Here is a 22,051-nt window from a genome sequence, read left to right on the forward strand (position 1 = left end):
ACTGCTCATCCCGTCGGGCGGAGCGCCGCGAGCCGCTGTTCGAACGGCACGACCGCGAGGTCGTCCTTCGGCGCGGGCCGCCGCGTTCCGCCGCGCCCGCCGATCAGCGCGGCCAGCTCGCCGGCCGCCCGGTCGACGCGGTCCTGCAGCCCTTCGGCGCCCCAGTCCTCCGAGGCGGCGTACACCCCGGTCGGTACGACGACGGCCCGCAGGTAGGCGAACAGCGGCCGCAGCGCGTGGTCGAGGACCAGCGAGTGGCGCGCGGTGCCGCCGGTCGCGGCGATCAGCACCGGCTTGCCGGTCAGGGCGTCCTTGTCGAGGACGTCGAAGAACGACTTGAACAGTCCGCTGTAGGACGCCGAGAACACGGGCGTGACGACGATCAGCCCGTCGGCCTCCGTCACGGCGTCCAACGCGGCGGCGAGGGACCGCCCGGGGAAGCCGTTGGTGAAGTTCTGGGCGATCTCCACGGCGAGTTCGCGCAGTTCGACGACCTGCACCTGCACGGGCGTCTCCCGCCGCACCGCGGCGGTGAGGCGGTCGGCGAGCAGGCGGGTGGAGGAGGGGACGCTCAGCCCCGCGGAGACGACGACGAGCTTCATGCGAGGACCTCCTTGGAGGCGGCGGCGAGCAGGGACTGGTGGGTGGGCGCGTCCGGCACGTTCTCGGGGCGGCCGGCGGCGAACTCCTTGCGCAGCACGGGCACGACCTCCTCGCCGAGCATGTCGATCTGCTCCAGTACGGTCTTCAGCGGCAGCCCGGCGTGGTCGACCAGGAACAGCTGGCGCTGGTAGTCGCCGGCGTACTCGCGGAAGCCCAGCGTCTTCTCGATCACCTGCTCCGGGGTGCCGACGGTCAGCGGGGTCTGGGCGGTGAAGTCCTCCAGGGACGGGCCGTGGCCGTAGACGGGCGCGTTGTCGAAGTAGGGGCGGAACTCGCGCACCGCGTCCTGCGAGCTGTGCCGCATGAACACCTGGCCGCCGAGGCCGACGATCGCCTGCTCGGGCGTGCCGTGGCCGTAGTGGGCGTAGCGCTCCCGGTAGAGCTCGACCATCCGCTTGGTGTGGTCGGCGGGCCAGAAGATGTTGTTGTGGAAGAAGCCGTCGCCGTAGTACGCGGCCTGCTCGGCGATCTCCGGCGAGCGGATGGAGCCGTGCCAGACGAACGGCGGTACGCCGTCGAGCGGGCGGGGCGTGGAGGTGAAGCCCTGCAGGGGCGTGCGGTGCTTGCCCTCCCAGTCGACGACGTCCTCGCGCCACAGGCGGCGCAGCAGGGCGTAGTTCTCGATGGCGAGGTCGATGCCGTCGCGGATGTCCTTGCCGAACCAGGGGTAGACCGGTCCGGTGTTGCCGCGGCCCATCATCAGGTCGACGCGGCCGTCGGCGAGGTGCTGGAGCATCGCGTAGTCTTCGGCGATCTTCACCGGGTCGTTGGTGGTGATCAGCGTGGTGGACGTGGAGAGGATGATCCGCTCGGTGCGGGCGGCGATCCAGCCCAGCATGGTCGTCGGCGACGACGGCACGAACGGCGGATTGTGGTGCTCGCCCATGGCGAACACGTCCAGCCCGGCCTCCTCCGCCTTCTGCGCGATGGCGACCATGGCCTTGATCCGCTCGCGTTCGGTCGGCGTCCGGCCGGTGGTCGGGTCCGTCGTGACATCCCCGACGCTGAAGATCCCGAACTGCATGGTCGCTCACCCTCCAGGTTGTTGACCGTTCAACTATAGCCCTTGAACGGGGGCGGGCGGCGGGTTATTCCACCGGGCCGGACGGGCCGTCGGCGTAGGGTGTGATGCCGTGTGACGAGGCCGTCACTCCCCGGACGGGAGGACGGCCTTCCTCGCGCCCGGGCGCGCAACCATGGGGGATCCATTGAGCAGGACGACCGCGCCGGAACGCGAACTCGCGCAGAGCCTCTATCTGATCGCCGTCCAGGACGCCGCCTGGACACCGACGGCCGTGTGCCGGTCGCTGGGCTGGAGCAGCGAGGAGTACGAGGCCGCCGTACAGGACCTGGCCGCGCTGGGCCTCCTCGTGCGGACCACCGCCACGCCCAGCGGCTGGGCCTGCGTGTCCTCGGAGGCCGCGCTCGTGCACCTGCTCGCCGACGACGCCCGCCGCGTCACCGAGCTCGTCGAGCAGACCAGGCGGACCCGCGAGGCGATGGTGCGGATGCTCACCGACTTCCACCCCATCCACGCCATGCGCGTCTCGGGCGCCCAGGTCCAGCTCGTCGAGGGCATGGCCAACATCGGCACCGCCCTGGAGGACGCCGCGCAGCAGGCGCACGAGGAGGTGCTCTCCCTGCACCCCGACCGCGCGGTGCCCGAGCACATGCTGGAGGAGGGCCTCGCCCGGGACCGGATCGCGCTGCGGCGCGGCGTCGCCATGCGCACCGTCCACCTCGCCTCCTCCGCCGCGCTGCCGCACATGTCCGCCTACCTGCGGCAACTGGTCAAGGCGGGCGCCCGGGTGCGTACCGCGCTGACGCTGCCGCACCGGCTCCTAGTCGTCGACCGGCACCTGGCCATCGTGCCCGCGGCCGGCCGGGACGGGCAGGTCGCCGCCGTTCTCGTCTACGACCCGTTCCTGGTCGAGGTGCTCCGCAGCCAGTTCGAGTACGTGTGGAGCCAGGCGACCGAACTCGGGACGGGCAGGCGCACCGCCGGCCACGAGGTCGAGGAGGGCCGGCCCGACCGGCGGCAGCGGACCGTCCTGCGGCTACTCGCGGAGGGACTGACCGACGAGGCGGTCGGGCGGCGTCTCGGTGTCTCCTCCCGCACCGTCCGCCGGATGGTCAACGACCTCACCTCCGCGCTCGGCGCCACCAGCCGGTTCCAGGTCGCCGTCCTGGCCGAGCGGGCCGGCTGGCTCACGCCGTCGGACCTTGAGCAGGACATGGGCGAGGACACCGGCGAGGAGCCCCCAGAACGGTGAGCCGATCCCCGCGACCGTCACTCCGGAGGCCGTCGCGAGGAAGGTGATGACGGAGGCCTCCCGGTGGCGCTCGTCGGCGACCGTACGGGCCAGACTGCCCGACAGCGCCCCGAGCAGCGCCACCCCGGCCAGCGTCGCCACCAGCGCCGCGGGCAGCCCGGTGAACAGCGCCACGAGCGTGGAGCCGAAGCAGCCCACGACCAGATAGCCGACGCCGCAGCTCACCCCCGCGACCCAGCGCCTGGCCGGGTCGGGGTGCGCCTCCGGCCCGGTGCAGATGGCCGCGGTGATCGCCGCCGGGTTCACCGCGTGCGAGCCGAACGGCGCGAGCAGCGTCGACACCGCCCCCGTCGTCCCGCACACCACGCGCTCCCCGGGCTCGTAGCCGTCGGCGCGCAGCACGGCCATCCCCGGCGCGTACTGCCCGGCGAGCGTGGCGACCAGCAACGGCACCCCGATGCCGACGAGCGCCCCCGCCGAGAAGTGCGGCACCGTGAGGTGCGGCACCGCGAGCCCCGCGCCCGCGATGTCCGCGTCGAGTCCGCCGCCCGCCGCGGCGACGGCGAGCCCGGCGGCGAGCGCCCCCATCACCGCGTACGTCGGCCACAGACGCTTGACCAGGAGATAGCCCACCACCATGGCGCCCGCGAGCAGCGGGGCCGAGCGCAGGGAGGTGAAGATCGCCGTGCCGAACGAGAACAGGATCCCGGCGAGCATCGCCGAGACGATCCCCTCCGGGATCCTGGCGAGGACCCGGGTGAACACCCCGGTGACGGTCAGCGCCGTCGCCGCGGCGCCCGCCAGGAGGAAGGCTCCGACGGCCTCGGCGTAGTCGTGCTGGGGCAGGGCGGTGACCAGGATGGCCGCGCCCGGCGTGGAGAACGCCGTGATCACCGGCGCCCGGCTCCACCAACTGAGCCCCACACAGGTCAGGCCGGCGCCGACGGAGATCGCCCACACCCACGACGAGGTCTGCGCCGCGCTCAGGCCGGCCGCGTCGGCGGCGGCCAGCACGAGGGCGAGCGGTCCCGCGTAGGAGACCGCCATCGCCACGACACCCGCGTTGACCGCGGACAAGGACACCGACCGCACCGACCGCACCGACCGCAATGACTCAGCCCCAGATGAAGGAGAACGAAGAGATTTCTGACATCGCGGAACACCTCCCCCGAAGACGTTGCCGCACCCGCCCCCATGCTGCCGCACCGCACCGGATCGCGGCGCCGCACGGTGCGTCCGCTTCAGGCCGCGTCAGGTACCGGACAGGCACGGGGTGTGACCGGTGTGGGTCATGGACGTTTCCGGTCGGTCAACTTTCCTGGCCACGAGCGCCGTTGGCGACGAAGGATCTTCGGCATGACGACCTTTGCGGAACCCCGTGCGGACCTCGCCGCCCTCGCCCTCGACCCGGCCGACACCACCCTCCTGACCCAACTGCTCCACGAAGCAGCCCAGTTGCCCGGCCCGCTGGAGCAGACCCTGCAGAGCGGGGCCTTCGCCGCGCTCGCCGGGCGGATGCCGGCCCGGCTGCGGAGCGGCGTCGAGTCCTTCCGTGACACACCGCCCGACCACGGCCTCCTCGTCCTGCGCGGACTGCCCGTCGGCGACATCCCGGCGACTCCGGCCGCGTACGGCGCCAACGTGCTCGGCGAGACCCACCCCTCCAGCCTCCTCGTCGCCCTGATCGCGCACCCCCTGGGCGGTCTGATCGGCTACGAGGACGAGAAGTCCGGGGCGCTCGTGCACGACGTGTACCCCGTCGCGGGCGACGCGGCCAAGCCGCTGAACTCCGGCTCCACGCTCTTCGACTTCCACACCGAGAACGTCCACCACCCGGTGCGGCCCTCGCACCTGGGGCTGCTGTGCCTGCGTCCCGACCACGACCGGCGCGCGGCCACCATGGTGGCCTCCGTCCGCGAGGCCGAGCCGCTGCTGTCCGCCGCCGACCGGGAACTGCTGCGCACACCCCGCTACCGCAGCCGCTTCCCGCTCTCCTTCACCCGCGGCGTCGCCGAGCACGAGCGGCCGGTCACCGAACCGCACCCGGTCCTCATGGACGGTCCCGCCGACGCCCCCGGCACCCGGGTCCGCTTCAACATGCACAACACCTTCGGCACGGACACCGAGGCACAGGAGGCCCTGGAGCGCCTCAACCGGGCCATGCACGCCGTGCACCGCGCGGTGCGGGCCGACCGGGGCGAACTGCTGCTGGTGGACAACCGGATCGTGGTGCACGGCCGCAGCGACTTCAGCCCGCGCTACGACGGCGCCGACCGCTGGCTGCGCCGGTTCTACCCCTATCCCGGCGAGCTGCCCGCCGGCGCCCTGGTGCGGCCCGGCGGCCGGGTGCTGAGCAAGGACAGCTACGCCCGTGCATGACCTGACCCTCACCGCGGCGGTGCTGCTGTGCCTCGCCGCGGCCCTCGCGGGCTGGGTCGACGCGGTGGTCGGCGGCGGCGGGCTGCTGCAGGTGCCCGCCCTGCTGATCGCCTTCCCGCACCTGGCTCCCGCGTACGCCCTCGGCACCAACAAGGCCGTCGGCGTCGTCGGGACCTCCGCGGCCGCCGTCACCTACGCCCGGCGGGCCCCCGTCGACGTGCGCCTCGCGGTCCGGCTGGGCTCCACGGCCGCGGCGGCGGCCGTCGTCGGCGCGTTCTTCGCGGCCGGCGTGGACAGCGCGGTGCTGCGCCCCGTGATCATGGTGCTGCTGCTCGCCGTGGCCGCGTTCGTCGTCCTGCGGCCCCAGTTCGGGCAGCGGCCCGCGGGCGGCCCCGTGTCCCGGCGGCGGGTGCTGACCGCGGTCGTCGTGGTCGGCGCGGGCATCGGCTTCTACGACGGCCTGCTCGGCCCCGGCACCGGGACCTTCCTGGTGATCGGCCTGGTCGCGGTGCTGTCCATGGACATGGTCACCGCGTCGGCGACCGCCAAGGTCGTCAACGTCGGCACGAACCTGGGCGCGCTCGCGATGTTCACCTACCAGGGCACGGTGCTGTGGGCGCTGGCACCCGTCCTGGCGCTGTTCAACCTCGCGGGCGCCTCGGTGGGCGCCCGCATGGCACTCAAGCGCGGCAGCGGGTTCGTACGGGCGGTGCTGCTCGTCGTCGTCGCCGCGCTGGTCGGCAAGCTGGCACTCGATCAGTGGGGGACGTGAGATGACCGTCGGAATCCTGGGCGGGATGGGCCCGTTGGCCACGGCAGACTTCTACCGGAAGGTGATCGACGCCACCCCGGCGGGCGTCGACCAGGACCATCTGCCGGTCGTGGTGTGGGCGGACCCGACCGTGCCGGACCGGTCGGCCGCGCTGACCGGGCACGGCCCCGACCCGACGCCATGGCTCGTACGCGGGGCGCACCGGCTGGAGGCGCTGGGCGCGCGGGTCATCGCCACCCCGTGCAACACCGCGCACGCCTTCCTCGACGAGGTGCGCACCAGCGTGCGCGTCCCGATGCTCGACATGATCGCGGAGACCGCCGCCGAGATCCGCTCCGCCCACCCCGAGGTCACGGCGGTCGGACTGCTGGCCACGACCGGCACGATCCGCGCGGGCCTGTACCAGCGGGCCCTGGAGGCGGCGGGCCTGCGGGTCGTCGTGCCGGGTGAGCTCTCGCAGGGCGAGGCCGTGACCGGCGCCATCCGCCGGGTCAAGGCGGGCGACACGGGCCCGGCCGCCGCCCGGCTCGTCGAGCGGGCCGGCGAGGAACTGGCGGTCAGGGGCGCGGGCCTGCTCGTGGCCGGCTGCACCGAACTGCCGCTCGTCCTCGGCGGGAGAAGCGCCGGCCTGCCCGTCGTGGACCCCACGGCCGTGCTGGCGCGGGCGACGGTGCGGGAGGCCCTGACGGTGCGGGAGGTCCCGGTCGCGGCCGGCGTCCTCTGACCCGCGCGGGGAGGTGCCGGACGGGGCCGACCCGGTGCGCCGCCCGCCCGCCGTCCTGAGGTCCGGGCCGGGTGGCCGCCCGGTTTCTGGCTACCGTGCCGCCGAGGGGGCCGGTGGCGGATGCGCCGACAACCCCGCCGTCGCAGCCCCGCCGGCCCCCCGCAAGGCCAGTTCAGGCACCCTGCGACCCGTCCCCACCGGGCCGGAACACCGCCCTGAGGTCCGGGCCGCGGCTGCCGCCAGACCTGCCGCCAGGCTCGCCTACCTCAGGAAGTCGGATGAACACACGCGTCGATCTGCTCACCAAGGAGTACCCGCCGGAGATCTACGGCGGAGCCGGAGTCCACGCCGCCGAACTCGCCAAGGCGCTACGGCGTCTGGTCGACCTGCGCGTGCACTGCTTCGGCGCACCCCGCGAGGAGGAGGGGGTGACCGCCTACCGGGAGCCGCACCTGGCCGACGGGGCCAACACGGCCCTGCGCACCCTCGGCGCGAACGTGGCGATGGCGGCCGGCTGCGAGGGCACCGAACTGGTGCACAGCCACACCTGGTACGCCAACGGGGCCGGGCATCTGGCGAAGACGCTGTACGGCGTCCCGCACGTGGTCACCACGCACAGCCTGGAGCCGCTGCGGCCGTGGAAGGCCGAACAGCTGGGCGGGGGGTACGCCCTGTCCTCGCTGGTGGAGCGGGCCGCCCTGGAGAACGCCGACGCCGTGATCGCCGTGTCCCGGGGCATGCGGGAGGACATCCTGCGGGTGTACCCCGAGGTCGACCCCGCGCGCGTGCACGTCGTGCACAACGGCATCGACACCGCCGCCCACGGGCCCGACCACGGCACCGACGCCCTTCTGCGGCACGGGGTCGACCCCGGTCTGCCGATCGTGCTGTTCGTCGGGCGGGTCACCCGCCAGAAGGGGCTGCCCCAACTCCTGCGCGCCGCCTTCGAGATCGACGCCGACGCACAGCTCGTGCTGTGCTGCGGGCAGCCCGACACCGCGGAGATCGCCGCCGAGACCGCCGCACTCGCCGAGGAGCTGGGGCGCAGGCGCGGGCGGGTGGTGCGGATCGACGGGATGCTCGACCAGCGCTCGCTGCGCCAACTGCTCACCCACGCCTCGGTGTTCGTGTGCCCCTCGCTCTACGAGCCCATGGGGATCGTCAACCTGGAGGCCATGGCGTGCGGGACCGCGGTGGTCGCCACCGCCACCGGGGGGATCCCCGAGGTCGTCGTCGACGGCGAGACCGGGCTGCTCGTGCCGATCGAGCAGGAGCAGGACGGGACCGGTACCCCACTCGACGAGAAACGTTTCGCCTCCGACTTCGCCGCCGCCGTCAACCGGCTCCTGGCCGAGCCCGCGCTCACCCGCTCCATGGGCGCCGCCGGACGGCTGCGCGCCGAGCGGGAGTTCGGCTGGGACGTGGCCGCCGAACGGGTGCACGAGGTGTACCGCGGCGTGCTGCGCGGATGAGGCGGCGCGACCTCATGGAGTCCGTTCGAAGGCGTTGACCGGGGCACCCGCACGGCCGTTACGTTCGCGGACATGTCGGAAGCGCAGTCCCCGTCGACCACGCACGGCGAGACGAGGGTCACCACCCTGGAGCTGTTCTTCGACCTCGCCTTCGTCTTCAACTTCACCCAGCTCGCCCGGCTGCTCAGCCGGGACATGACCCCGCGCGGCCTGCTGCAGGTCCTGCTGGTGTTCTGGCTGCTGTGGTGGATGTACGGCGGCTACGCCTGGCTCACCAACCACCTGCCCCCGCACCGCAAGAGCCACCGGCTGCTGCTCCTGCTCGGCATGGCGTCCTTCCTGGTGCTCGGCCTGGCCACGCCCAACGCCTTCGGCGGCGACGGCGTGGCCTTCGGCATCGGCTACCTGCTGACCGTCGGCGTCCACGCGGCGCTGTTCGCGTACGGCGGCCCCGACGCGGCCCGCAACATGCTGCGGATCGCGCCCTTCCACACGCTGTCCGCGCTGCTGGTCATCGTGGCCGGGTTCCTGGACGGACCGGCCGTCTACGCGCTGTGGGCCACGGCCGTGCTGCTGGAGGTCGTCGCGCCGATGGTGACCGGCGTGTCCGGCTTCGCGCTGCGGCCCGGGCACTTCGTGGAGCGCCACGGACTGCTGATGATCATCGCGCTGGGCGACTCGTTCCTGGCGCTCGGCATCGGCATGGACGGCGGGCAGGCCGGGCTCTCGCACGTGACCACGGCCCTGCTGATCTTCGTCATCCCGGCCTGTCTGTGGTGGGTGTACTTCGACGAGTCCGAGAAGGCCCGGCGGGCGGAACGGGCGCTGGAGAAGGAGGGCGCCCACCAGCGCTCCCGGCTCGCGCTCAGCGCGTTCTTCTACGCCCACGTCCCGATGCTGCTCGGGCTGATCCTGATCGCCTCCGCCGTGAAGAAGACCATCGTGCACCCCTTCGACCCGCTGGAGCTCGCGCCCTCCACGGCGCTGGCCGGCGGCGTCTCGCTCTACCTCGCCGGCATCGCCTGGTTCCACGGCATCCTCAAGATCGGACCGCAGCGCTTCCACCTCGCGGCCTCCGCCGTCGGCCTCGGCGCCATCGCCGTCGGCCGCTACAGCAGCGCCGTCGCCGAGGTCTTCGTGCTGGGGCTGCTCATCGTGGCCGCCCTGGTCAGCGAGCACCGCTGGTCCCGGCAGATCGACCGGCTCGCACCCCATCTGCGTACGGCCGCCGACCCGAGCGGCCGCCCGAACCACCCCCCTGCCCCGCCCACCCGCGTCACCGCGACACCGGAGGTGAACCGTTCATGAGTTCCGTGGCCGACCGCCTGGACGTCATCGACACCTGCACCCGTATGGCCTGGTACACCGACTCCCGCGACTGGGACAAGCTCGGCGAGACCTTCGCCGACGAGATCCGGCTGGACTACACGAGCCTGAACGGCGGTGAGCCCTTCACCATCGCCCGCAAGGACCTCGTGGGCGCCTGGTCCGGCCTGCTGGGCGCGTTCACCGCCACCCAGCACATCCTCAGCAACTTCATCGCCGAGGTCTCCGACGACGGCACGGCGACCGCCACCGCCATGTTCCAGGCCACGCACCGGATGCCGAACGACTACGGCGGCCCGCTGTGGACGCTGGCCGGCAAGTACCGCTTCGGGCTCACCCGCACGGAGACGGGCTGGGTCATCGACGACGTCGTGATGACCGTGCTGTGGTCCGACGGCAACCAGCAGGTGTTCACCGAAGCCGCCAAGATCGCGGCCGGCGAGAGCTGAGTCCCGGCCGGCGGGAGCCGTGAGCCCGTCGGCGGAGCCGCGAGCCCGTCGCCGGGAGCGGAAAACCGGCCGGCCGAGCGGAAAGCCGGTCGGCGGGAGCCGGAATCCGGTCGGCGGGTGCCGAAAGTCAGGAAGTCAACCTTCCCTTTCTTGCCGCCGGTCGATCGGCCCGCGAATGATTTTCCGGGAATGCCTGATCGCCCGTTCGGCACTCTCTCCACCTTGTCGAGGAGACCCCATGAGCAACCTCACCGAAGAGACCAGGAAAGTCGCCCGGACGTGGTTCGAGGCGCTTACCTCCGGTGATTTCGAGACCGCGCTCAACACACTGGACGAGAACGTCGAGTGGATCAACTACTCGATCGTTCCCGGCTACAACGACGACATGAAGTGGATCGGCACGGTCCACGGCCGGGAGGCCGTTCTCGGCACCCTGCAGATCTTCACCGGTGCCGTCGACGTGAAATCCGAGAGGCTGATCAACCTCGTCGCCGACGGGGACCAGGCATTCGGTGTCATCGACGAGGTCTCCGTGGTCAAGGAGACCGGCGTCGAATTCCACATCGAATTCATCCAGTCCCTCACGGTCCGCGACGGAAAGATCGTGCGCTGGAAGTCCTACACCGACCCCTCCGAGATCATCCGCGCCCTGCGCGGCGACAAGCCCGAAGAGGTGGCCGTCTGATGAGCGCCGAACTGATCAAGGCCGTCCGCGGCCGCCAGACTGCCGTCGTCGAGCGCCTGCTCGCCTCCGGCGCGAACCCCGACACGCGCGAGGAGTCCTCCGGGCTGACCGCGCTGATGATCGCGTCCGGCCAGGCCGACCCCGCCACCGTGCGGGTGCTGATAGCCGCCGGAGCCGACGTCCTCACCACCGACCCGCGCGCGGGCGCCACGGCCCTGCACAAGGCCTGCCAGGGCGGCAGCCTGGACGTGGTGCGCCAGCTCGTCGAGGCCGGCGCGTTCGTCGACGCCATCGCCACGACCACCGGCCACACCGCGCTGATGGACGCCCTCTGGTACAAGTTCCCGGACATCGCCGAGTACCTGCTCGCCCAGGGCACCTCGCTGAACATCTACACGCACTACGGCTTCTCGCTGGAGCAGCACTTCCAGTACGAGCTGAACGTCAACACGTTCGGCAAGGACAAGCTCCTCGAGGCGGAGCAGCACCTCAACGCCCGGCGCAGCGCCGACGAGGCCGCCATCGCCCGCCAGGAGCTGATGGCCGCGACCAGCGAGGGCGACACCGAGCGGGTGCGCAAGCTCCTCGACGAGGGCGCCGAGGTCGACGAGCGCTACCCCAACGTGGGCGGCTTCAACGACAGCCACACCCCGCTGCTGGTCGCCTCCCGCGACGGCCACACCGAGATCGTGCGGCTGCTGCTCGCAGCGGGCGCCGACGTCAACGCCGTCGAGCCGACCTTCGGCGCGGTCCCGCTGCACAAGGCCGTCTACAACGGGCACGCCGACATCACCGCCGACCTCGTCCGCCAGGACGGCATCGACCTGAACTGGGTCGGCGCCACCAACGGCTACACGCCCCTGCACGACAGCCTCTGGCACGGCTACGAGGACTGCTCCCGCATCCTCGTCGAGGCGGGCGCCGACCTCACCCACGTCGCCCACGACGGCAAGTCGCCGCTCGACCTGGCCGTCGAGGTCTTCGGTGAGGGCCACGCCCTGACCGAGCTGATCCGCGCCCGCTCGGCCGGCTGAGCCCCCGGCCCCCGACCGCCCCCAACCACCCTTCGTACGACGGGAGTCGTCCCATGCTCTTCTACGTCCAGATGAAGTGGATCCACGAAGGCCGTATGACCCTCGACGAGCTCTGGGAGCTCGAGCAGGAGGAGGCCGAGCACGCGCAGGAGACCCTCGACTCCGGATTCTGCGTCGGCATCTGGAAGGTCGCCGCGCAGAAGCGGGTCATAGCCATCATCGACTCGCCCGACGCCGAGGAGCTCGACCGCACCGCGCTGGGCCGGCTGCCCATGCGCGAGTACCTGGAGTTCGAGAAGGTCTGGCCGCTGCGCGACTACCTGGGCTTCGCCGAGGACGTCAAGAAGCGCTACAAGGTCTGAGCCGAGGGGACGGAACGCACGTGAGCCGGTCAAGGACCCGCACCGCACTCGTCACCGGCGGCAACCGCGGCATCGGCCTGGAGATCTGCCGGCAGCTGCTGGAGGCCGGGCACGACGTCGTCCTCGCCGCACGCGACGAGGCGCGCGGCCGGTCGGCGGCCCGCGGCCTCAAGGGCGCCGACGGCCGGCTCCGGGTGGAGCAGCTCGACGTCACCAGCCGGGAGAGCGTCACCGACTGCGCGACCCGGCTGGTCGCCGACGGCGTCGAGATCGACGTCCTCGTCAACAACGCCGGCGTCTACCCGACGGACTCGTTCTTCTCGCTGGGCGAGGACACCTTCCGTGAGGCGCTCGACGTCAACCTGATGGGCGCCTTCCACACCAGCCAGGTGTTCGTCCCGGCGATGACCCGGCGCGGCTGGGGCCGTGTCGTCAACGTGTCCTCCGGGCTCGGCGCCATGACCGACAACGTGCCCTCCCCGGCCGCGTACGGCATCTCCAAGGCGGCGCTGAACGCGCTGACCCTGGTGGTGTCCGCGGCCGCCGGGCACGGCGTGAAGGTCAACGCGGTGTGCCCCGGCTGGGTGCGCACCGACATGGGCGGCGCATGGGCGCCGACCAGCGTGGAGAAGGGCGCCGACACGGCGGTCTGGCTCGCCCGGCTGCCGGACGACGGACCCACCGGCGGGTTCTTCCGCAACCGCAGGAGGATCGCATGGTGACCCTGGCCGCACGCCGCCCCGGCAGGCGGCGGATCGTCGCGTACGCCCTGTCGGCGGTACTGGTGCTGGGCGTGGCCCTCGCCTTCACCAGCGACTACGTACGGGCCGCCGCCAAGGAGGCGGTGCGCGACACCCCCGAGGAGCACGACCCGGCCGCGATGGCCTCGCTGCACCCCGCGGTGCGCGGCTATGTCACCGCGGTCGACGAGAAGGACGTCGAGGCGCTGGTCGCCGCCTTCGCACCGGACGCGGTCGTCACCGACACCGGGCGCGAGTTCCGCGGGCACGAGGAGATCCGTGCCTGGGCGAGCGACGAGGTGATCGGCGGCCGGCTGACCGTGCTGCGCAACACCCCGGAGCGCGACGGCACCACCAGCGTGCTGCTGCGCTTCGACCCGGAGGGCCCGCTCATGGGCTTCCGGGCCACCTACCTGTTCGACGTGGACGACGACCGGATCGCCCGGGTGTCCATGGCGTACGCCTGAGCCCGAAGAAAGAAGGACTGCCGTGCGACATCGCATATACGTCCCCCTGGCCCTGGCCGCCACCGTCCTGCTGACGGCCTGCTCCGACAGCGAGGACGACACCGCCGCCGACGGGCCCACCACCACCGTCTCGGCGACGCGGGACTCCGGCGCCGCCCAGACCACCGAACCCGGCGAGACGAAGGAAGCGGACGACGTGGCGAGCAGCGAGAACCCCGGCGGGATCGACCCGGCGGCCCAGAAGTACGTCGACGCGGTCGCCGCCGAGGACCTGGACGCACTCGTGGCCGCCTTCCACCCCGACGCCGAACTCACCGACGTGGGGCGCGAGTTCAAGGGGCACGACGAGATCCGCGACTGGGCGGACAACGAAGTCATCGGCGGCAAGCTCACCGTGCTGAAGAACACGCCCAAGTCCGACGGCACCACGCTCCTCGTCCGCTTCGCCCCCGGCGGCACCGGCGGCTTCGAGGCCAACTACGAGTTCACCTCCCGCGACGGCCTCATCACGAAGCTCGACCTGCAGTACGCCTGACCCGCCCGACAGGAGAGGTCCACCATGAGTACCCCCGCCACGACGGCATCCGGCAGCCGCAACCGGCTCGCGCTGGCCTCGCTCGGTCTGGGTGCCTTCGTCATCGGCACCGCCGAGCTGGTCATCGTCGGCGTCCTCGAACTGATCGCGGACGACCTCGGCGTCTCCGTGAGCACAGCCGGCCTGCTGGTCACCGCGTACGCCCTAGGCGTCTCCCTCGGCGGCCCGGTCGTGACCGCCGCGACCATCCGCATGTCGCGCCGCTCCCTGCTGTGGCTGGCCATGACTGTGTTCATCGCGGGCAACCTGGTGGCCGTGTTCGCGGGGGTGTTCGGGCTGCTGGTGGCCGCGCGAGTGCTGTGCGGCGCGATCCACGGCCTGTTCCTGGGTGCCGCGACGGCGGTCGGCACGGGCCTGGTGGCGCCGGAGCACCGCGGGCAGGCCGTCGGCCTGGTCTTCGGCGGCATCTCCGTCTCCACGGTCGTCGGTGTGCCGCTCGGCACGCTGCTCGGCCAGAACCTCGGCTGGGAGGCCACCTTCGCCGGTGTCGCCGTGCTCGGTGTGCTGGCGCTGGCCGCGATGATGGCGTTCGTCCCGTCGGTCGTGCACGGCTCCGGCTCGGGCGGCCTCGCCGCGCAGGCCCGGCACGCCTTCCACCCGCGGGTGCTGGCGATGCTCGCCTCCGGTGTGCTGCTGATGGGCGCGCAGTTCATCGCGTTCACCTACCTCGCGCCGTTCCTGGAGGACGTCACCGGGGTGAGCAGCGGTGCGGTCTCCGCGTTCCTGCTGATCTTCGGTGTGTTCAGCGCCATCGGCACGATCGCCGGCGGCCGCTTCGCCGACATCAACGCCTCCGCGACGCTGTTCATCGGCAACGTGGTGCTGATCGTGGCGCTGGCCGGGCTGTACTTCTTCCGCGGCAACCCGGTGCTGGTCGCCATCGCGCTGGCCGGCTGGGGCATCGTCGGCTTCGGTGTCACACCGGCCTACCAGCTGCGGGTGATCTCGCTGGCCGGTGAGGGCGGCGACCTCGCCGCCACGCTGGGTGCCTCCGCGACCAACGTGGGTGTCGCGCTGGGGGCGGCCGTGGGTGGCTGGGCGCTGGACACGTTCGAGGTCCGCAATGTGCCGCTGACGGCTCTGATCGCCGCGGTGATCGCCTTGCCGGCGGTTTTCGGGACGCGCTTCTTGAAGGCGCCGAGCACTTCCAGCGAGGTCGCCGCGTCCGGAGCTCCGCGAAAGGCGCCGGTCACTGCCACCGGCTGAGTGGCGTCTGCCTGGTTCGCGCCGTAGCAGTCCGCGGGCCGTCGTCGGTTGATCGCGCAGTTCCCCGCGCCCCTGCGGGGCGCGCCCTTCAGGCTCCCCCCACATTTCGTAACAACCATTCAGGAGAGTGAAACCCCGTGACCGAAACCGGGCGGACCGTACGTGACGCCACGCTGGACGTGCTGAAGCAGTTAGGGCTGACCACGGTCTTCAGCAACCCCAGCCACAGCGAGATGAAGCTGTTCGAGAACTGGCTGGAGGGCGACTTCAAGTTCGTCCTGGGCCTGGAGGAGAAGGCCGTCGTCGGGATGGCCGACGGGTACGCCCAGGCCACCGGCGAGCCCGCGCTGGTCATCATCAACGGCGGGCCGGGCCTGGCCAACGCCATGGGCAGCGTCTACACCGCGGCCTCCGCGAAGACGCCGATGGTGATCCTCGGCGGGCAGCAGGCGCGCAAGATGCTCCTCGGCGAGCCGTTCCTGATCGCCAAGGACTCCACCCAGCTGCCCAAGCCGTACATCAAGTGGGCGGCCGAGCCCGCGCGCCCGCAGGACGTGCCGGCGACCATCGCGCAGGCCTACCAGATCGCCCGGCAGACCCCGCAGGGACCGGTGTTCGTGGCCGTGCCCGAGGACGACTGGGTACGCCCGGCCGACCCCGAGCCGCTGCGCATCGCCAAGGTCGAGAAGGCCGTCGTGCCGGACCCGGCGGCGCTGGAGCAGATCGCCGCCGCGCTGAACGGCGCCGAGCGGCCCGGTCTGATCGCGGGCGGCCCGGTCGACGCGCAGGGTGCCCGCGGGGACCTGATCGCGCTCGCCGAGAAGCTGAACGCGCGCGTGTGGGGTGCCCCGGTGTGGGCGCGCGGCGCCTTCCCGGAGAACCACCCGCTGTTCGCGGGCGTGCTGCCGCCCATCCCCGAGCTGATCAACGAGCGGCTCTCGGCGCAGCACGACGTCGTCGTCGTCCTCGGCGGGCCGGCGTTCACGCTGTTCACGGCCTGGGACCTGTTCTCCACGGCCCCGGCCGACCTGGACAAGTCGCCGCGGCCGACGCTGACCGCGGACGTGGACTTCCTGCACGTCACCGACGACCCGCAGGCCGCCGCCGCGACCCTCGCCGGGCGCAGCTTCGTCGCCCCGCCGGGTGCCGTCGTCAAGGGCCTGGTGCCGCTGGTCGAGCAGCGTGAGCGGGTCGAGCTGGCGCCGGTGCGCGAGCCGGTCGCGGTGCCGGAGCCGTCGACGCCGCTGACGCAGGCCTACCTGTTCCACGTGCTGGCCAAGGAGCTCCCCGACAACGCCGTGCTGTTCGAGGAGCTGCCGATCGCCCGCGCCGACTTCCACGAGCAGATCCCGCTCGGCCCGGACAACGGCTACTTCGCCACCGCCTCCGGCGCGCTCGGCTTCCCCTTCGCGGGTGCCGTCGGCTACGCGCTGGCCCGCCCCGACCGGCGTGCGGTCGTCGTGGTCGGCGAGGGCTCCGCGCAGTACACCATCCACGCCCTGTGGACGGCCGCCCGGCACAACCTGCCGGTCACCTTCGTCATCCCGGACAACTCCGGCTACCTGTCCCTGAAGTACTACCTCCAGGACCAGAAGTCGTGGGAGGCGGGCTACGACCTCAGCGACGTCGACATGGCGCTGATCGCCCGCGGCTTCGGGGTGCGCGGCGAGACCGTCGACTCGCCCGACGGGCTGCAGGAGGCGCTGCGGGACGCGCTGACCGCCGACGGGCCGGTGCTGATCGACGTCAAGACCGAGGACCCGGGCCTGTTCCGGCTCTGAGCGACCGCGACTCCACCGACACACCTCTGTAGTTGGGAGAGATCATGACCACCACAGCGCAGCCGGGCTCCGCCCCGGCCGCCAACCACCCGGAAGGTGCCGTCGTGCACTGCCCGGCCGGCACGGGCGTGAAGACCGTGTGGTTCGGCGACGCGATCTACAGCTTCAAGGCGATCTCCGAGAACACCGGCGGCAACCTGACGCTGGCCGAGGCCACCGTCCCGCCGGGCGGCGGCCCGCCCCCGCACATCCACCCCCGTGCCGACGAGGCGTTCTACATCCTCAGCGGCCAGATCGAGTTCCTCAACGGCGAGAAGACCTTCGTCGCCGGCACCGGGGACTTCGTGTTCGTGCCGCGCGGCACCCGGCACCGCTTCCGCAACGTCGGTCTGCAGACGGCGCACCTGCTGTTCATGTTCACTCCCGCCTATCTCGAGAAGTTCTTCATGGAGATAGGCCAGGAGGCCCGGGCCGGTGAGGCTCCGGCGCCGCTGACGCCCGAGCAGAAGCAGATGATCGTGGACCTCGCGCCGCGCCACGATCTGACGCTGGCCCCGTAGCACCGAGCGGGGTCCGCGACCGCACGGCGGCGCACCAGCAACGAGAACGACCAAGGAAAGAGGCTGGAGAAGCGTGGAGCAAGCAACAACCATGCGCGCCGCCGTCATCGACCGTCTCGGTCCCGCCGCCGACACCCTGCGCGTCACCGACCTGCCCGTGCCACGGCCCGGGCCGGGCGAGGTGCTGGTGCGGGTGGCGGCGGCCGGGGTCAACGCCATCGACTGGGCCACCCGCGTGGGCCGGGGTGTCGGCATCGACGCCTTCCCGGCCGTGCTCGGCTGGGACATCGCCGGCACCGTGGCCGCCACCGGCCCCGGCGCCGGCCGGTTCGCCGTCGGCGACGCCATCCACGGCATGCCCCGGTTCCCGGCCCTCGCCGGGGCGTACGCCGAGTACGCGGTGGCACCCGAGGACGAACTCGCTCCTGTTCCGGCCGGGTTGGCGATGGTGGAGGCGGCGGCGGTGCCGATGCCCGGCATCACCGCCTGGCAGACCCTGTTCCGGCACGGCGGCCTCACCGCGGGGCAGCGGGTGCTGGTCGCCGGGGCCGCCGGCGGCGTCGGCCACCTCGTGGTGCAGCTCGCCGCGGACGCCGGCGCCGAGGTCATCGGCACGGCCTCGGCCCGCAACCGCGACTTCGTGCTCTCCCTGGGCGCGAAGGACGTCGTCGCGCACGACATGGTCCGCGAGGTGAAGAACGTCGACCTGGCGGTCGACCCGATGGGCGGCGCCGAGTACTTCCGCATGCTCGACGTCGTCCGGCCGGGCGGCACCGTCGTCACCCTCAAGGGTGAAGGTCCGCAGCACCGGCGGGCCGCCGACGAGCACGGGGTGCGCGCCGGATTCACCTATGTGCACCCCGACGCCCCCGTCCTCGACCGGCTCGCCCCGCTGCTGGCCGAGGGGCGGCTGCGCCCCCACGTGGAGCGGGTGTTCACGCTCGACGAGGTGGCCGGGGCGCACGAGCTCGGCGAGCAGGGGCATGTGCGCGGCCGGCTCGTCCTGGATCTCTCCTGACCCTCCCGGGGAACGGATGACCACCCCATGGCACTGAAGGAGGAGACGGAATGATCCTGGTGACAGGAGCGACCGGACACGTCGGCGGCGAACTGGTCGCCGAACTGGCCCGCACGGGCCGCCCGGTGCGGGCGCTCACCCGCCGTGCACCGGCGGCGGGCACCCTGCCGGAGGGCGCCGAGGCGGCCGTCGGCGACCTGAACGACCCCGCGTCCCTCAGGCCCGCACTGGAGGGCGTCGACGGCGTCTTCCTGCTGCCCGGCTACGCGGACATGCCGGGTGTGCTGGCCGAGCTGGGCACGGCCGGCGTCAAGCACGTGGTGCTGCTGTCCAGCATCGCCGCACCCGACGGCGACCTGGACAACGCCATCTCCCGCTTCATGATCCGCTCCGAGGAGGCGGTCCGGGCCGCGGACGTGCCCTGGACGATCCTCAGGCCGAGCGGCTTCATGTCCAACACCTTCCAGTGGAAGGACCAGCTGGCCGCGGGCGACGAGGTGCGGGACGCCTTCGGCGGGGTGCGGGTCGCGATGGTCGACCCGTACGACATCGCGGCCGTGGCCGCCCGGGTGCTGCTCGACTCCGACCACTTCGGCGCGGCGCACGCCCTGAGCGGACCCGAGGCCCTGCTGCCCGCGGACCGGGTGCGCGTCCTCGGCGAGGTCCTCGGGCGGCCGCTCACCTTCGTCGGGCTCTCCGACGAGGAGGCGCGGGCGGGCATGGAGGGCTCGATGCCGCAGGAGTACGTCGACGCGTTCTTCCGCTACTACGCCGAGGGCACGCTCGACGACTCGATCGTCCGCCCCGGGGTGCGCGAGGTGCTGGGGCGCGAGCCGCGCACCTTCGAGCAGTGGGCCCGGGCACACACGCAGAACTTCCAGAGCTGAACTTCGAGAAGGGGTACGTGGCATGACCACTGTCGAGACCGTCCGTTTCAAGCTGATACCCGGTACGGACCCGGAGGCCTTCGGCAAGCTCGACGAGAAGGTCGAGAACGAGTACATGGCCAAGCGGCCCGGGTTCGTCTCCCGTGAGGTGACGCTCAGCGACGACGGGGAGTACCTCGTCATCGTGCACTGGGCCTCGCCCGAGGAGGCCGACGCGACGATGAGCGGCTTCTTCGGCGCGCCGGAGACGCAGGAGTTCCTCGCCGCGATCGACAAGTCGACCGTGTCCTCCGGGCGGTACGCGAAGGTCGAGCGCTAAGGGGTGGCTGGGGCGCGGGGTTCTGTGCGGACCGTATGTGGTTGCTCGCGCAGTTCCCCGCGCCCCTCAGGCATGTCCGGCATCAGGGAGTGACGAGGATGGACCTCTCCGGTCGTTTTCTGCTCGGCCTTGCCTGCTTGCTGCTGGTTACTCGTGCCGCCGGGCTCATCGCCCGCCGCGCCCGGCAGCCCGCCGTCCTCGCCGAGCTGACCGCCGGCATCCTGCTGGGCCCCTCCCTCTTCGGCCTCCTCGCCCCCGACGCCCACGCCCTCCTCTACGGCGCTGACGTGCTGCCCCTGCTCGACGGGCTGGGGCAGCTCGGCCTCGTGCTGCTGGCGCTGCGGATCGGGCGGCTGCTGGCGCGGGGCGAGGGGGGCGGCTCGGGGGAGCGGGGGACCGTCCTCGCGGTTGGGGCGGCCGGGTTCCTGCTGCCCTTCGCCGCGGGCGTGCCGCTCGCGCTGACCCTGTGCGCGCCCTACGCCGGAGAGCACGCCACCCCGGTCGCGCTCGCCCTGTTCCTGGGCGGCGCGCTCGGGGTGACGGCCGTGCCGGTGCTGGCGCGGCTGTTGCAGGACGAGGGGCTGACGGACAGCAGGGCCGGCCGGATCGCGCTGGCCGCCGCTGCCGCGGGGGACGCGGCCGTGTGGGTCGTCCTGACCGCGGCGCTGGCCGCGGCGGGCCGGCTGGGCCCTGGCCGGGTCGCGCTGGTCGGGGCAGGGCTGCTGCTGTGTGCCGCCCTGCTGCGGTGGCGTGGCTCCGGGGCGCCGGGTGCGCCCGCGGACGCCGGTGTGCTGGTCGCGGGGTGTGCGCTGGCCGCGGCCGCCTCCTCGGCGGCCGGGCTGCACCAGCTGCTGGGGGCCGTGGTGTTCGGCTTCGTGTGGGGCAGGCGCCGGCCGGTGGAGGATCCCGCCGCGCTGCGGCTCGACACGGTGGTGGACCACGTCCTGCTCCCCTGCTTCTTCCTCGGCTTCGGGCAGCGGGTCGACCTGGGCGGGGTCGCCTGGGACGCGCGGTTCGCGCTCCTGCTGGCCGTCCTGCTGTCCGTCGCCGTGGTGGTGAAGGCCGTGGGCTGTGCGGGCGCGGGGGTGCTGCGGGGACTGCCGTCCGCGCAGTGGCTGCGCCTGGGGGTGCTGATGAACGCCCGTGGCCTCACCGAGATCGTGGTGCTGTGGGCCGGCTTCGACGCCGGGCTCATCGACCGGGGTCTGCTGGTCGCGCTGACCGTGGTGGCGCTGGCGACGACCGCGATGGCGGGGCCTGGGCTACGGCTGGTGGACCGGCTGCGGCCGCTGCCCGCCGGGCATCAGATGCCGCTGCTGATCCGGCCGACGGTGAAGGGCAGCGTCGTCGGGTCGAGCCCGAACTGAGAGCGCACGACGTGGATCGAGCCGTCCTTGCGCACGATCGTGGTGGGCTTCATCAGGCTGGGGTCGCTGGCCTCGCTCTCCACCAGGGCTGAGGTGCCCTCGGAGTTCAGCAGCAGCCGGCTGATCTTGTTGGTGCCGAACTGGGCGACCCACATCTTGTTCTTCTCGATCAGCAGACCGTCGGCGGAGAGCAGGCTCCCGCCGGCGAACTGGACCTTCGTGGCCTTGCCGGTGGCGATGTTCAGGTTGAACAGGTCGCCGGTCATCATGTCGACGGTGATCAGCCAGTTGCTGTACTGGCCCGCCTCGATGCCGTTGAGGGTGATGTCCCCCTCCGCGTGGGGCGCGACCAGGTCGTTGAGGTCGAAGGCGACCGTCAGGGTGCGGTCGGCGCCGGACGAGATCGCCTCGGTGAGCTGGGCCGGCGTGACCTTGTAGACCTTCTGCCGGGTGGAGTCGGTTATGTACGCCGTGCCGTCCTGGGTGATGTCCAGGTCGTTGAGGACGGACTGGCCCGGGGTCGGGGTGACGAACCGGGCGATCCGGGCCTTGGTGGCCGAGTCGTAGAGCGTGATGGCGTTCTTCTCGCAGACCCAGACACGCCCGTTCTTGTCGGCCTCGATGCCCATGGCCTCCACCCGGCCGTCGGTGCCGCCGGGCAGCCAGACCTGGGCCTGGGTCTGGCCGGCCGCGGCCTTGTAGACGGCGCCGGTCGCGAAGGAGGTGATGTACGTGTCGCCGTTGCGGTAGTCGACGGACATGCCCTCGGGGAAGGCGTCGCTGCCGGGCAGGCTGATGGAGTCCTGCACGTAGAGCAGACCGTCGACCTTCTTCGGGGTGTCGATGGTGTCGCCCTCGACGGCCGTCGACGGGGCGGCCGCGGCGGCGACGAGGCCGGACAGGGCCAGGCAGAGCGCTGCGAGGCTGCGGTGCGCGCGAGTGAGTCGCATGAAGGTTCCTCCTTGCATGGAT

23 protein-coding genes and 1 pseudogene are annotated in these 22,051 nt (G+C 72.3%); 20 read left to right on the forward strand and 4 right to left on the reverse strand.

Annotated elements, in window-relative coordinates:
• Positions 1 to 5 precede the first annotated feature (5 nt).
• Complete coding sequence (locus ACIGXJ_RS24710) at positions 6 to 602, reverse strand: FMN reductase (protein WP_399649221.1); 597 nt, start codon at positions 600 to 602, stop codon at positions 6 to 8.
• On the reverse strand, positions 599 to 1,687 hold the full coding sequence (locus tag ACIGXJ_RS24715; protein ID WP_399649224.1) for an LLM class flavin-dependent oxidoreductase: 1,089 nt from the start codon (positions 1,685 to 1,687) through the stop codon (positions 599 to 601). The genes ACIGXJ_RS24710 and ACIGXJ_RS24715 overlap by 4 nt, the downstream gene beginning before the upstream one ends.
• A 742-nt stretch (positions 1,688 to 2,429) precedes the next feature.
• Between ACIGXJ_RS24715 and ACIGXJ_RS24720 the strand changes: the two are divergent.
• Positions 2,430 to 2,795, forward strand: a pseudogene (locus ACIGXJ_RS24720) (helix-turn-helix domain-containing protein); the annotation flags it as partial.
• Here ACIGXJ_RS24720 and ACIGXJ_RS24725 read toward each other — a convergent pair.
• On the reverse strand, positions 2,721 to 4,019 hold the full coding sequence (locus tag ACIGXJ_RS24725) for a benzoate/H(+) symporter BenE family transporter (RefSeq protein WP_399649226.1): 1,299 nt from the start codon (positions 4,017 to 4,019) through the stop codon (positions 2,721 to 2,723). The pseudogene ACIGXJ_RS24720 and the gene ACIGXJ_RS24725 overlap by 75 nt on opposite strands.
• 273 nt (positions 4,020 to 4,292) lie before the next feature.
• On the opposite strand from ACIGXJ_RS24725, the gene ACIGXJ_RS24730 reads away from it, so the two are divergent.
• The 19 genes from ACIGXJ_RS24730 to ACIGXJ_RS24820 all read left to right on the forward strand — a co-directional run bounded on the left by ACIGXJ_RS24730 (position 4,293) and on the right by ACIGXJ_RS24820 (position 21,079).
• Positions 4,293 to 5,315: a TauD/TfdA family dioxygenase gene (locus tag ACIGXJ_RS24730; protein WP_399649228.1), complete on the forward strand. Its 1,023-nt coding sequence runs from the start codon at positions 4,293 to 4,295 to the stop codon at positions 5,313 to 5,315.
• Entirely contained in the window at positions 5,308 to 6,087 is a 780-nt protein-coding gene (locus ACIGXJ_RS24735) for a sulfite exporter TauE/SafE family protein (RefSeq protein WP_399649231.1), read from the forward strand. The genes ACIGXJ_RS24730 and ACIGXJ_RS24735 overlap by 8 nt, the downstream gene beginning before the upstream one ends.
• 1 nt (position 6,088) lies before the next feature.
• A complete protein-coding gene (locus tag ACIGXJ_RS24740) occupies positions 6,089 to 6,811 on the forward strand; it encodes an aspartate/glutamate racemase family protein (RefSeq protein ID WP_399649234.1) in 723 nt (240 codons plus the stop codon).
• 278 nt (positions 6,812 to 7,089) lie between these two features.
• Complete coding sequence (glgA, locus tag ACIGXJ_RS24745) at positions 7,090 to 8,283, forward strand: glycogen synthase (RefSeq protein WP_399649236.1); 1,194 nt, start codon at positions 7,090 to 7,092, stop codon at positions 8,281 to 8,283.
• A gap of 72 nt (positions 8,284 to 8,355) precedes the next feature.
• Entirely contained in the window at positions 8,356 to 9,591 is a 1,236-nt protein-coding gene (locus ACIGXJ_RS24750; RefSeq protein WP_399649238.1) for a low temperature requirement protein A, read from the forward strand.
• Positions 9,588 to 10,058, forward strand: coding sequence for a nuclear transport factor 2 family protein (locus tag ACIGXJ_RS24755; protein ID WP_399649240.1), 471 nt, complete (start codon positions 9,588 to 9,590; stop codon positions 10,056 to 10,058). Before ACIGXJ_RS24750 ends, ACIGXJ_RS24755 begins: the two co-directional genes overlap by 4 nt.
• A 238-nt stretch (positions 10,059 to 10,296) precedes the next feature.
• On the forward strand, positions 10,297 to 10,743 hold the full coding sequence (locus ACIGXJ_RS24760; RefSeq protein ID WP_399649242.1) for a nuclear transport factor 2 family protein: 447 nt from the start codon (positions 10,297 to 10,299) through the stop codon (positions 10,741 to 10,743).
• Positions 10,743 to 11,777: an ankyrin repeat domain-containing protein gene (locus ACIGXJ_RS24765; RefSeq protein ID WP_399649246.1), complete on the forward strand. Its 1,035-nt coding sequence runs from the start codon at positions 10,743 to 10,745 to the stop codon at positions 11,775 to 11,777. Before ACIGXJ_RS24760 ends, ACIGXJ_RS24765 begins: the two co-directional genes overlap by 1 nt.
• Before the next feature lie 53 nt (positions 11,778 to 11,830).
• Positions 11,831 to 12,139, forward strand: coding sequence for a muconolactone Delta-isomerase family protein (locus ACIGXJ_RS24770; protein ID WP_399649249.1), 309 nt, complete (start codon positions 11,831 to 11,833; stop codon positions 12,137 to 12,139).
• A gap of 20 nt (positions 12,140 to 12,159) precedes the next feature.
• Entirely contained in the window at positions 12,160 to 12,861 is a 702-nt protein-coding gene (locus tag ACIGXJ_RS24775) for an SDR family NAD(P)-dependent oxidoreductase (protein ID WP_399649250.1), read from the forward strand.
• The gene (locus tag ACIGXJ_RS24780; protein WP_399649253.1) at positions 12,855 to 13,346 is read left to right on the forward strand and encodes a nuclear transport factor 2 family protein; all 492 of its coding nucleotides are present in this window, start codon (positions 12,855 to 12,857) and stop codon (positions 13,344 to 13,346) included. Before ACIGXJ_RS24775 ends, ACIGXJ_RS24780 begins: the two co-directional genes overlap by 7 nt.
• 22 nt (positions 13,347 to 13,368) lie before the next feature.
• Positions 13,369 to 13,881 carry a nuclear transport factor 2 family protein gene (locus ACIGXJ_RS24785; protein ID WP_399649256.1) on the forward strand — a complete coding sequence of 171 codons (513 nt, stop codon included), beginning with the start codon at positions 13,369 to 13,371 and terminating at the stop codon, positions 13,879 to 13,881.
• A 24-nt stretch (positions 13,882 to 13,905) separates the two neighbouring features.
• Entirely contained in the window at positions 13,906 to 15,147 is a 1,242-nt protein-coding gene (locus ACIGXJ_RS24790) for an MFS transporter (RefSeq protein WP_399649259.1), read from the forward strand.
• Positions 15,148 to 15,284: 137 nt separating this feature from the next.
• Positions 15,285 to 16,928 (forward strand): benzoylformate decarboxylase, encoded by a 1,644-nt coding sequence (gene mdlC / locus ACIGXJ_RS24795; RefSeq protein WP_399649262.1) that lies wholly within the window; start codon positions 15,285 to 15,287, stop codon positions 16,926 to 16,928.
• Between the two features lie 44 nt (positions 16,929 to 16,972).
• Positions 16,973 to 17,488 carry a cupin domain-containing protein gene (locus tag ACIGXJ_RS24800; RefSeq protein WP_399649265.1) on the forward strand — a complete coding sequence of 172 codons (516 nt, stop codon included), beginning with the start codon at positions 16,973 to 16,975 and terminating at the stop codon, positions 17,486 to 17,488.
• Between the two features lie 73 nt (positions 17,489 to 17,561).
• Positions 17,562 to 18,506, forward strand: a complete 945-nt coding sequence (locus ACIGXJ_RS24805) for an NADP-dependent oxidoreductase (RefSeq protein WP_399649268.1) — start codon at positions 17,562 to 17,564, stop codon at positions 18,504 to 18,506.
• A gap of 50 nt (positions 18,507 to 18,556) precedes the next feature.
• Positions 18,557 to 19,393 (forward strand): NAD(P)H-binding protein, encoded by an 837-nt coding sequence (locus ACIGXJ_RS24810; protein ID WP_399649271.1) that lies wholly within the window; start codon positions 18,557 to 18,559, stop codon positions 19,391 to 19,393.
• 22 nt (positions 19,394 to 19,415) lie between these two features.
• Positions 19,416 to 19,712: an antibiotic biosynthesis monooxygenase family protein gene (locus ACIGXJ_RS24815; protein ID WP_399649275.1), complete on the forward strand. Its 297-nt coding sequence runs from the start codon at positions 19,416 to 19,418 to the stop codon at positions 19,710 to 19,712.
• Between the two features lie 98 nt (positions 19,713 to 19,810).
• The gene (locus ACIGXJ_RS24820) at positions 19,811 to 21,079 is read left to right on the forward strand and encodes a cation:proton antiporter (protein WP_399649277.1); all 1,269 of its coding nucleotides are present in this window, start codon (positions 19,811 to 19,813) and stop codon (positions 21,077 to 21,079) included.
• Here ACIGXJ_RS24820 and ACIGXJ_RS24825 read toward each other — a convergent pair.
• Positions 21,016 to 22,029: an SMP-30/gluconolactonase/LRE family protein gene (locus tag ACIGXJ_RS24825; RefSeq protein WP_399649279.1), complete on the reverse strand. Its 1,014-nt coding sequence runs from the start codon at positions 22,027 to 22,029 to the stop codon at positions 21,016 to 21,018. The two genes, ACIGXJ_RS24820 and ACIGXJ_RS24825, sit on opposite strands and share 64 nt — an antisense overlap.
• Positions 22,030 to 22,051: the final 22 nt, after the last annotated feature.

The organism is Streptomyces sp. NPDC053367, assembly GCF_044545925.1.
Lineage (GTDB): Bacteria > Actinomycetota > Actinomycetes > Streptomycetales > Streptomycetaceae > Streptomyces.

Coding starts and splice junctions, on each gene's coding strand:
- ACIGXJ_RS24770 (WP_399649249.1), top strand. CDS start 11,831: ATGCTCTTCTACGTCCAGATGAAGTGGATCCACGAAGGCCGTATGACC.
- ACIGXJ_RS24710 (WP_399649221.1), bottom strand. CDS start 602: ATGAAGCTCGTCGTCGTCTCCGCGGGGCTGAGCGTCCCCTCCTCCACC.
- ACIGXJ_RS24750 (WP_399649238.1), top strand. CDS start 8,356: ATGTCGGAAGCGCAGTCCCCGTCGACCACGCACGGCGAGACGAGGGTC.
- ACIGXJ_RS24730 (WP_399649228.1), top strand. CDS start 4,293: ATGACGACCTTTGCGGAACCCCGTGCGGACCTCGCCGCCCTCGCCCTC.
- ACIGXJ_RS24815 (WP_399649275.1), top strand. CDS start 19,416: ATGACCACTGTCGAGACCGTCCGTTTCAAGCTGATACCCGGTACGGAC.
- ACIGXJ_RS24780 (WP_399649253.1), top strand. CDS start 12,855: ATGGTGACCCTGGCCGCACGCCGCCCCGGCAGGCGGCGGATCGTCGCG.
- ACIGXJ_RS24790 (WP_399649259.1), top strand. CDS start 13,906: ATGAGTACCCCCGCCACGACGGCATCCGGCAGCCGCAACCGGCTCGCG.
- glgA (WP_399649236.1), top strand. CDS start 7,090: ATGAACACACGCGTCGATCTGCTCACCAAGGAGTACCCGCCGGAGATC.
- ACIGXJ_RS24760 (WP_399649242.1), top strand. CDS start 10,297: ATGAGCAACCTCACCGAAGAGACCAGGAAAGTCGCCCGGACGTGGTTC.
- ACIGXJ_RS24715 (WP_399649224.1), bottom strand. CDS start 1,687: ATGCAGTTCGGGATCTTCAGCGTCGGGGATGTCACGACGGACCCGACC.
- ACIGXJ_RS24765 (WP_399649246.1), top strand. CDS start 10,743: ATGAGCGCCGAACTGATCAAGGCCGTCCGCGGCCGCCAGACTGCCGTC.
- ACIGXJ_RS24825 (WP_399649279.1), bottom strand. CDS start 22,029: ATGCGACTCACTCGCGCGCACCGCAGCCTCGCAGCGCTCTGCCTGGCC.
- ACIGXJ_RS24740 (WP_399649234.1), top strand. CDS start 6,089: ATGACCGTCGGAATCCTGGGCGGGATGGGCCCGTTGGCCACGGCAGAC.
- ACIGXJ_RS24820 (WP_399649277.1), top strand. CDS start 19,811: ATGGACCTCTCCGGTCGTTTTCTGCTCGGCCTTGCCTGCTTGCTGCTG.
- ACIGXJ_RS24800 (WP_399649265.1), top strand. CDS start 16,973: ATGACCACCACAGCGCAGCCGGGCTCCGCCCCGGCCGCCAACCACCCG.
- ACIGXJ_RS24810 (WP_399649271.1), top strand. CDS start 18,557: ATGATCCTGGTGACAGGAGCGACCGGACACGTCGGCGGCGAACTGGTC.
- ACIGXJ_RS24755 (WP_399649240.1), top strand. CDS start 9,588: ATGAGTTCCGTGGCCGACCGCCTGGACGTCATCGACACCTGCACCCGT.